Origin of the sequence: Microcystis sp. M_QC_C_20170808_M3Col, assembly GCF_007095505.1 — a bacterium.
In the GTDB taxonomy this organism is placed as follows: domain Bacteria; phylum Cyanobacteriota; class Cyanobacteriia; order Cyanobacteriales; family Microcystaceae; genus Microcystis.
In genome coordinates this window covers 1-8,935 of the sequence record NZ_SFBY01000059.1, presented here as the reverse complement: position 1 = coordinate 8,935, position 8,935 = coordinate 1, and the positions used below count along the sequence as shown (strand labels likewise).

Sequence of the window (8,935 nt, the reverse complement as noted above, 5' to 3'; positions counted from 1 at the left end):
AGACTTTTTTGACCTCAAAAAGTGCCGACCCTTGGAGTGATTGGGGGGAAAATTCCGGGACTTTTTCCCTGAAAATTAGGTAATTGACCACCTGAAAATGGGTAAAACCCCACACCCCAACCCCCAACCCCCAACCCCCAACCCCCACCGAAAAACTTTTTCAGCAGACCCTAGAAAGTTAGCTATAAACTTAGGCTTGTTAACAACCAATAGATTAAAACACTTCTTCCTTCCTTCCTTCCTTCCTTTCTTCCATATGCCGAGATAAACCCCCAAAACACCTAGTGTGACGGACGAAGCTCTAGCCAAGCTTATAATGTAAAAGACGACTAAATCTTGACAGACATGAAGTATCAAGCTAGAATCTACCTCTAAACAACACTAAGTTCTAAGATGCAAGACTTCGACGAATACTTCCTCGCCCATCTCAATAGCTTACCGCCTTCAATCCCTGATCCAATGCACAAAAGATGCTACAAATATTTCTTATCTACAGAAGCTGGAGTGTTACCTAAGAAAAACAGTCCAGGAGAAAGTATTATTACTTTTAATGCTATAGGGTTAGTGGCAGAAGACGATAGAACACTATGTATGGATACAGAAGATTGGGATAAAAACACAGCAGATCGCAAAAAAATAATTGATGACTTTGTGTTTCAAGGAGATGTAGATAGATGTGTATCCTTTTGGAGTCTTAATCCTGCATTGGACGGGCTTGTTTTCTGCGATTTAGTTTATAGTTCAGCACCTTATTATTTTCCATCGCACTGTAATAGTATTCATCAATTAAGGTCTAGTGTCTCTATTACAGATCATGTAAGAGATGCACAAGTAATGATTGATTCTTTATGCCCTGAACATACAACTGTAGGTAATGCCCTAGTCGCAAGAGAAGTATTTTATTATTTAACTTCTCTTGAAGACATGGACTTAAGATCTATTCCTATACTCTAATTAGCATAGAATAAAGAAAAGAAAAAATTGAAGAATTAATTCCTATAAGGATTGAAATTAGGAAATGTCCAAAGCTCTTTCTTTGCTTGTTCTTGGCGTTTACGGAGATGGTACGCTCTCCATTTTAATTCCTCGTCGATTTCTTCTTGACTAGGTGGCGGTGTAAACTTACGAGGAGCATCGTCACTATTTGACATATCTATCTCTAACTTTCCATCAGCAATCAACTTCTTTATTCTATAGCAAATAATGGGTTATTTAGGACGCTTTCAATTTTCAAACTCTTATCTGAACAGGGTTTCAGCGATGGATTGTCCTAAGCACCTTGGTCTTTGCCATATCACTTAACGAGCTAGTTGAACCGTTTATTTTTTTTCTAGTCATGAGACTCAAAATTCCTAACTTTCAGTTTACCATAGTCAAAGTGTACTTTCTAGGCCGATGACTTTGACTAAAAACCCCGTGATCACAAACCGTCGTTTTTCCCCGCGCAATCTCTTTGAGACTTGCATGGCCCTATTGGTATTATGCAATTATATTCTTGTTATTTTCGATTTAACCTATATTCCCCTGCGAGATTTTTGGTTACAGGGACGCTTGCAAATAACTTTATTAAGATTTAATGAACCAATAAAACTCGGACTTATTTCCTTTCAAGAATTACAAATACCTCCCGATAAACCCCTAGAAATTCCCTTTGTTAAAGGAATCGCTAAGTATGATGTGGTGAAAGGGATTAAACCCTATCGCAGTACCAAGGAATATTTAGATACGGTTAATAAACTTAATCAACTAATTAATCAAAAGCTCTTTAACCCAGAGTTTGATCTGCAAGAATATCGCCAAGAAATCGAGAAAATTTTAGACACTTTGCGCCAAAAAAGTGTCTATATGATTGATAGTAATCCCTTTGCCTTGGCGCAGAAAACTGGGACTTTAGAGAAGATTAAAAATAAAATGCGATTGCGGGTTTTTAAAACGGAAAATGATTCCGCAAAAGCAGCCTTTCAGAAGTTTTGGAGTTGGGATTATCTCAGTCAAAATGGCTGGGAAAAAGAGTTGAAGTTTTTTAATCAAGAAATTCAACCTTTAATAGAAACTAATTATTTTCGTCCCCTGGGAGAAGATGGGAGACCGATAGATAACTTTGAGGCGATCGATTTTTTATTTGGTACCATCTTTTTCTGGGAATTTATGCTGAGAACTTGGTGGATTGCTCGCACTCATAAAGGTCTGCGTTGGCGCGAGGCTATGTTATGGCGATGGTACGATATTTTTCTGTTTATTCCTATCTGGAGATGGTTGCGATTTATTCCTACCGTTATTCGCCTAGATCAAGTTAAAATTATTAACTTAAGACTGATTAAAGAACAGGCAGTTAAAGGCCTAGTTGCGCTAATTTCTAAAGATGTTACTGAGATAATTGTCCTGAGAATCATTAATAAAATTCAGGAATATATTCGACGGGGACAAGTGGAGAAATTTATCGAGAAATCTCTCAATGGCGGATATAATAATCTCAATGATACTAATGAAGTTGTCGAAATTTTTCGGTTATTAGTTAATAGTACCGTTGACAAGGTTTTACCGCAAGTTAAACCAGAAGCGGAAGCTTTAATTAAATACAATATCGAGAAAATTCTCAGTCAAACTCCCGCTTATCAAAGCTTATTGCGATTACCCGGCATGAATGGATTAAAAACTGACTTGAGCAATCGTCTATCTAGTCAATTGTATCAATCTTTTGTTAACATAGCGGAAAAGATTACCCAGGAAGACGAAGTTTTTGAGGGTTTGTTGCAGCAATTAGTCCAGCGTTTCGGGCAATCTCTCGCTGGGGAATTACAATCCCGTCACAGTTTAGAAAGAATCGAGATGTTATTAATTATCTTCCTAGAAGAAGTCAAATTAAACTATGTACAAGAATTCTCGGATGAAGACTTAGAAACTATCCTCGAACAAACTCGCTTACTCAACTCTAAAAGTGCAGAAATTACCCCAGGAGAAAACATGAATCCTCGTCGTATTCCCTAAAAATTAGTGAGCATTGATTAGGTAATACTAAATCCGTTAAGTATAGGCTACTTATAAGTATAGGCACTCATGCAAAAGGGGGAATAAATAATCAGTCTTTAATAACCAGATTTAGTATAATATTGCTTGACATTTTGATCACTTTTGTACTAAGATTTCCGATGAAAAATCCCTTACTCAATTAATCTAATTATCTACTCCCATGTTAACAAAAATTATTCTCGGTTTACTTTGGTTATGCTTCGGATTATACGCTTTTTTACTAGCACCCCCCGATCAACCAGATACAATAAATTTAATTATCAATCTTTCCACGGGCAAATGGCAAGATATCAACCCGTTAATTATCGCTCTTTTTAACCTGATGGGAGTTTGGCCACTTATCTACACTAGCCTTTTAATTATCGATGGTCGTGACCAAAAAATCATCGCTTGGCCTTTTGCTTTTGCCTCCTTTGCCGTGGGTGCTTTCGCTATTTTACCCTATTTAACTCTCCGTCAACCCAACAGCAATTTTACCGGTAAAAAAAATCTTGTCATTAAACTTTTAGACTCACCTTGGTTGGGAGTAATTGCCCTAATTACTGCGGGAATTTTAATCGCTTACGGATTAATTAACGGCAATTGGTCTGATTTTTGGCATCAGTGGCAAACTAGCCGTTTTATTCATGTTATGAGTTTAGATTTCTGTCTTTTAACCCTATTATGTCCAATTTTGCTGCAAGATGATCTAACCCGACGGGGATTAAAAAATCCTTTGCTGTTGCCGGTAATTTCCCTATTGCCTCTAATCGGTCCAGCAATTTATTTAATTATTCGTCCTCGCTTAGGGGAGAATTAGGGGTAAGGTGAAACTCAGCCTAGTTATCAGTTGTTTTTTAACTATTTCTTGACAAGAGAAGTTCATATTTAACAGAAATTATGCTGAGGTTCCCCTAAAATACGAACAAAGAGATTAATGTCCAGATTAGAAGGAGTGTTTAACCTTGTTAGAGAGTCAAAAACCCCCTCGGATTTACTGCTTTCAAGCTGATTATCTTGCCTCCCAACAATTTAACCCCCAAGAGATTCCCGCTTGGTTATCCTTAGAGGTAAACTGGCAGGGTTATAGAATTCACACCCTACCCTGGGTAGCAGACGTAGCTAGGGTATTAGGATTATTAGCGATCGAAGATACCCCCCAGGGGTGGCAGGATTATTTAGAAAGCTTGGGATTAGCCAAAATTAGGTTAATGGACAGCGAGGAGTTTTTTGAGGATAAATCTTTATCGGGATGTTAAAAATGCCCTATAATTGGCAATTTAGTGATGATTCTACCAGTCAATTTATGCCCTATAAACTACTCTTCGTCTGTTTAGGAAATATCTGTCGTTCTCCCGCTGCCGAGAACATCATGAATTATCTGATTGAACAAGAAGGATTAAGCAATAAAATCCTCTGTGATTCTGCGGGGACTGCCGGTTATCATATCGGTTCTCCTCCCGATTCTCGCATGAATACGGCGGCCAAAAAACGCGGTATTCCTCTGCAAGGGACAGCTAGACAATTTACCCGCGAGGATTTCGAGAATTTTGATCTAATCTTAGCCATGGATAAAGCCAATTATCAAGATATTTTATCCCTAGATTTCACAGTAAAATATCAAGAAAAGGTCAAGTTAATGTGTGACTATGCCCGTTATCACCCAGAAAAAGAAGTTCCCGATCCCTACTACGGTGGTCGTGAAGGTTTTGACCGCGTAATCGAGTTACTTTTAGACTCCTGTGGCAGTCTTTTGGAGGACGTAAAAAGCAAAATTTAAGTTTTTTATTTCAGCTAATCGATTAATCTATGTTCGAGGGAAAAACGAACCAATTCGGCGCGATTGTTAGTAGTTGTTTTCCTGAGTAAACTACTAACATATTTCTCGATCGTGCGAGAACTAAGATGCAGTTTTTGCCCAATTTCACTATTAGAAAGTCCCCGGGCTAAATGTTCTAACACTTCCCGCTCGCGATTGGTTAACTTAAAATCGTCCTGTAAAGAAGAAGTTAAAACAGCCGTAGTTTTGGGGCTTTCTTCCGGTTTTAATTTCTGATATTGACGTTCACTTTGCACCATTTGCGATCGCTCTAAAAGATTGCGAATAACTGCTTTTAATTCCTCCATCTCAAAAGGTTTAGGAAGATAGATATCACAACCCACTTGATAACCGCGGATTCTTTCCTCTGTTGACCCTCTTTCGGTTAAAAAAATTACTGGTAATAACCTAAATTCTGGCTGTTGCCGCACCTTAGTCACCAAAGAATAACCGTCTAAACGGGGCATTTTGATATCCGATACCAAAAGATGGGGATGATAGGTATCCAATAAATTCAAAGCTTCCAAACCATTACTCGCCGCTACCACACTATAACCTGCTAATTCTAAATAGTCTTTGACCGCTAAGCGGATACCGGGGTCATCATCGGCAATTAGAATCAAAAGAGGCATAGAAATTAACAGGACAAGGTTTTTTCAGTATTGATAGCCTAGCACCCTCCGCTCGTCACAATTGTCCATCAAGCTACAGAGGCCGTTTTAACTGATATTATACTAGCAGTTACAGTAATCAGTCTTTTCAGTAATCAGTAATCAGTGATCAGATGTGATTTTTCAGCTTTTTTCGCCCCATCTCCGGCGCTCCCTGCTCCCCCGCTCCCTGCTCCCCCACTCCCCCAACCCCTTTTTTACTTTTTACTTTGAAGATCATTTTTTAGTTATAGCGTTTCTCATAAGTATGAAGTATAACTGGATTGGGCATCGTCTCCTGATTCCTGACTCCTGACTTCTGGCTCCTGACTCCCGAAACCGAAAACTTTGTACCTCACTATTAAGATAATTGCCATCACATGACAGATTATTTGGTTTCCCTGACAATTTGGGCGGGTATTTATGCGATTTTTGCCCTCGGTTTAAATCTACAATGGGGATTTACTGGCTTAATTAACTTTGGTCACGTTGCTTTTGCCACTTTAGGGGCTTATGCAACGGTTTTATTAACTTTACAGGGTGTACCGATGATTTTTGCCGCCATTGTCGGGGCGCTCCTAGGGGCATTGTTGGGATTGGCTATCGGTTTTTCCACCCTGAGATTAAGAGCCGATTATCTAGCAATTGTCACCATCGGGGTGTCTGAGTTAATTCGTTTGCTGGTGCTTAACGAGGATTGGTTAACGAAAGGCAGTTTCGGACTACAACGTTATCCCCTACCTTTGGATATAAATGCCAGTTTTCCCGTCAAATTATTAATTATTGCCCTGTTTACCCTGCTTGCTATCTTTGCTCTCTGGCAATTGGGGCGCAATCTGCAACGACAATGGCGCGAAGCTGGGCAAATTAGCGGCAAAAGCTATCAACCGACGCAAAAGAGAGCTTTAATCTTTTGGGGGGCGTTAGGGGCGATAATCCTGCTTTTTCTGTATATAAACGGTGTAATTGCCTTGAATGACTATAATTACAAAGCCGGGCTGATGGTGGTAGTTTTAGTCTTCCTCGCTCTCGTTTATACTGGTTTAGAATTACTTTTGCGATCGCCTTGGGGTCGCATCCTCAAAGCTATCCGGGAAGATGAAGAAATTCCCCGGGCTTTAGGAAAAAATGTCTTTTGGTATAAGTTACAATCTTTGATGTTAGGCGGTGCAATCGCTGGTTTAGCTGGGGCTTTTTTAGCATGGCAATTAACCACTATTTACCCGACTAATTTTGAACCATTATTGACTTTTAACGCTTGGATTATTATTATTCTCGGTGGCTCTGGTAGCAATGCCGGCACCTTACTAGGAGCAGTAATTTTCTGGGCTTACGATTCCCTGACTCGCTTTATTCTACCCCAATTAGATATTTTTAATGATAGCCAATTAGGGGCTTTACGGATTATGATTATCGGTCTGCTGCTCATGGTTTTAATGATCTGGCGACCCCAGGGTATCCTCGGCAAAAAAGAGGAGTTAACTTTGGGAAAATAATTTCAGTTATCAGTTATCAGTTATCAGTTATCAGTTATCAGTTATCAGTTATCAGTTATCAGTTATCAGTTATCAGTTATCAGTTATCAGTTATCAGTTATCAGTTATCAGTGATTAGATTTGAATATTAAGTGAGCAGTATTAAATATCATTTTTCTAAGGACTTAAGCAAAATTAATTACACATTTAAATAACCCTATTGCCTATTGCAAGAGTGCCTATTGCCTGTCTCAACTAAGAAATTTATTTCCCACGACTACTTACTGTCTTTTCACTGATTACTGTTTAATGTTTACTGATAACTGATGTTTATCTGATCAATTATGTTACTTTCTGCCAAAGGATTATCGAAAAGTTTTGGGGGCATTTGCGCCGTCAATAATGCTTATTTGGATGTGCCGCAGGGCAGCATCACTGGGTTAATCGGTCCAAATGGGGCCGGCAAAACCACACTTTTTAACCTTTTATCTAATTTTATTCGCCCAGATAAAGGAGAAGTTTTTCTTGATGGTCAGCCCATTCATCAGCTGCCTCCCTATCAAATTGCCCTGAAAGGATGTGTGAGAACTTTTCAAGTAGCAAGGGTATTATCCCGATTAACGGTGTTAGAAAATATGCTCTTAGCTAGTCCGGGGCAAACGGGAGAAAATTTTCTCAAAGTCTGGTTTCAGGGGGCAAAAATTCGCCAACAGGAACAGGAAAATCGTGCCAAAGCTTTGGACATATTAGATTCGATTGGTCTAGGGGAGAAAGCGCAGGATTATGCGGGAGCTTTATCGGGAGGACAGCGTAAATTATTAGAGATTGGCCGAGCGCTAATGACCGAGCCAAAATTAATTTTATTAGATGAACCGGCCGCCGGAGTTAATCCCACTTTAATCGCTCAAATCAGCGACCATATTATTGAATGGAATCGTCAGGGAATTACCTTTTTAATTATCGAGCATAATATGGATGTGATTATGTCCCTTTGTCACTACGTTTGGGTATTAGCAGAAGGGACAAATTTAGCCGAGGGCATTCCCAGCGAAATCCAAAAAAACGAGCGGGTTTTAAAGGCTTATTTAGGAGACTAAAGCTAATTTTTGCACCTGTTGAACAAAGTTAGCCAGAATTTTTAAGCCATTAGTCGAGGATTTTTCCGGGTGAAACTGCACCGCTACCAAACGATCACGAGCGATCGCTGCCGTCACCGTTTGACTGCCGTGGGTGACGGTGGCGGCAGTTAGATAACTATCAAGGGGATCAACATAATAGGAATGGACAAAATAGACGTGAGGATGCGGGGGTAATCCCTGCCAAAGAGCATGATCCGGCTGGGTGAAGTCTAACTGATTCCAACCCATGTGGGGAATGGTAATGCCAGGTTCCGAGCGAAAACGGCGCACTGTCCCCGGAATAATCCCTAAACCCGCCTCTTGACCTTCCTCTGATGAGTCAAAGAGAATTTGTAAACCGAGACAGATACCGAGAAAGGGTTTACCATTAGCGATCGCAACTTTGAGCGGTTTTTCTAGATGACGGCTGCGAATTTGCCGGACAGCAGGATCAAAAGAACCGACTCCGGGTAAGACAATAGCGTCAGCTTTTTCCAGATCGAGGGGAGAATCGGTAATTTTCGGCACTGCACCCACGGTTTCCAGTCCTTTACAGGCAGAGTGCAGATTTCCCATGTCATAATCGATGACAGCGATTAAGGTCATTGCTATATACTGAGCAAGCGATAACCTTATTTTAGAGCAATCACGCCGCTAAATTAGGTCTTGACCCAAAAGTTGTTGAAAGCTGGTGATGGGATTTGAACCTGCGACTGGCTGCTCACAAATCATACTACAGCAATTCTCATCGAAAATTTTGGGTCTGAAACCCCGTCGTTCTAGGTTGGCTTTACCGTTAAATACTAGCGCATTTACCAAATATATGCTAAAATGTGAGACATGGAAAAAGCCTATTCGTTTCGA

Annotated in this window: 10 protein-coding genes; 7 read left to right on the top strand and 3 right to left on the bottom strand. The window is 39.9% G+C overall.

Annotation, left to right across the window (positions count from 1 at the left end):
• Positions 1 to 393: 393 nt before the first annotated feature.
• A complete protein-coding gene (locus EWV84_RS03180; protein WP_287076413.1) occupies positions 394 to 954 on the top strand; it encodes a hypothetical protein in 561 nt (186 codons plus the stop codon).
• A 35-nt stretch (positions 955 to 989) separates the two neighbouring features.
• Here EWV84_RS03180 and EWV84_RS03175 read toward each other — a convergent pair whose 3' ends face one another.
• Positions 990 to 1,151: a hypothetical protein gene (locus EWV84_RS03175; RefSeq protein ID WP_287076411.1), complete on the bottom strand. Its 162-nt coding sequence runs from the start codon at positions 1,149 to 1,151 to the stop codon at positions 990 to 992.
• Positions 1,152 to 1,395: 244 nt separating this feature from the next.
• Here EWV84_RS03175 and EWV84_RS03170 point away from each other — a divergent pair, with 244 nt between their 5' ends.
• From EWV84_RS03170 to EWV84_RS03155, 4 genes are all read left to right on the top strand, one after another.
• A complete protein-coding gene (locus EWV84_RS03170; protein ID WP_287076409.1) occupies positions 1,396 to 2,988 on the top strand; it encodes a hypothetical protein in 1,593 nt (530 codons plus the stop codon).
• A gap of 202 nt (positions 2,989 to 3,190) precedes the next feature.
• Positions 3,191 to 3,829, top strand: a complete 639-nt coding sequence (locus tag EWV84_RS03165; protein ID WP_287076406.1) for a DUF2834 domain-containing protein — start codon at positions 3,191 to 3,193, stop codon at positions 3,827 to 3,829.
• A gap of 145 nt (positions 3,830 to 3,974) precedes the next feature.
• Positions 3,975 to 4,268 (top strand): hypothetical protein, encoded by a 294-nt coding sequence (locus EWV84_RS03160; RefSeq protein WP_002733401.1) that lies wholly within the window; start codon positions 3,975 to 3,977, stop codon positions 4,266 to 4,268.
• Positions 4,269 to 4,270: 2 nt separating this feature from the next.
• Positions 4,271 to 4,789 carry a low molecular weight protein-tyrosine-phosphatase gene (locus tag EWV84_RS03155; protein ID WP_287076415.1) on the top strand — a complete coding sequence of 173 codons (519 nt, stop codon included), beginning with the start codon at positions 4,271 to 4,273 and terminating at the stop codon, positions 4,787 to 4,789.
• 14 nt (positions 4,790 to 4,803) lie between these two features.
• Here the strand turns inward: EWV84_RS03155 and EWV84_RS03150 are convergent, their stop codons facing one another.
• Positions 4,804 to 5,460: a response regulator transcription factor gene (locus tag EWV84_RS03150; RefSeq protein WP_002767071.1), complete on the bottom strand. Its 657-nt coding sequence runs from the start codon at positions 5,458 to 5,460 to the stop codon at positions 4,804 to 4,806.
• A 398-nt stretch (positions 5,461 to 5,858) separates the two neighbouring features.
• Between EWV84_RS03150 and EWV84_RS03145 the strand changes: the two genes are divergently transcribed.
• Complete coding sequence (locus EWV84_RS03145) at positions 5,859 to 6,974, top strand: branched-chain amino acid ABC transporter permease (protein ID WP_287076403.1); 1,116 nt, start codon at positions 5,859 to 5,861, stop codon at positions 6,972 to 6,974.
• Between the two features lie 323 nt (positions 6,975 to 7,297).
• A complete protein-coding gene (locus EWV84_RS03140; protein ID WP_287076401.1) occupies positions 7,298 to 8,050 on the top strand; it encodes an ABC transporter ATP-binding protein in 753 nt (250 codons plus the stop codon).
• Here the strand turns inward: EWV84_RS03140 and hisH are convergent.
• Positions 8,039 to 8,677 carry an imidazole glycerol phosphate synthase subunit HisH gene (gene hisH / locus EWV84_RS03135; RefSeq protein WP_286826940.1) on the bottom strand — a complete coding sequence of 213 codons (639 nt, stop codon included), beginning with the start codon at positions 8,675 to 8,677 and terminating at the stop codon, positions 8,039 to 8,041. The two genes, EWV84_RS03140 and hisH, sit on opposite strands and share 12 nt — an antisense overlap.
• Between the last annotated feature and the right edge of the window lie 258 nt (positions 8,678 to 8,935).

Bases quoted from the DNA above. Each gene is read 5' to 3' on its own strand.
- EWV84_RS03180 (WP_287076413.1), top strand. From the start codon at position 394: ATGCAAGACTTCGACGAATACTTCCTCGCCCATCTCAATAGCTTACCG.
- EWV84_RS03175 (WP_287076411.1), bottom strand. From the start codon at position 1,151: ATGTCAAATAGTGACGATGCTCCTCGTAAGTTTACACCGCCACCTAGT.
- EWV84_RS03170 (WP_287076409.1), top strand. From the start codon at position 1,396: ATGACTTTGACTAAAAACCCCGTGATCACAAACCGTCGTTTTTCCCCG.
- EWV84_RS03165 (WP_287076406.1), top strand. From the start codon at position 3,191: ATGTTAACAAAAATTATTCTCGGTTTACTTTGGTTATGCTTCGGATTA.
- EWV84_RS03155 (WP_287076415.1), top strand. From the start codon at position 4,271: ATGCCCTATAATTGGCAATTTAGTGATGATTCTACCAGTCAATTTATG.
- EWV84_RS03150 (WP_002767071.1), bottom strand. From the start codon at position 5,460: ATGCCTCTTTTGATTCTAATTGCCGATGATGACCCCGGTATCCGCTTA.
- EWV84_RS03145 (WP_287076403.1), top strand. From the start codon at position 5,859: ATGACAGATTATTTGGTTTCCCTGACAATTTGGGCGGGTATTTATGCG.
- EWV84_RS03140 (WP_287076401.1), top strand. From the start codon at position 7,298: ATGTTACTTTCTGCCAAAGGATTATCGAAAAGTTTTGGGGGCATTTGC.
- hisH (WP_286826940.1), bottom strand. From the start codon at position 8,677: ATGACCTTAATCGCTGTCATCGATTATGACATGGGAAATCTGCACTCT.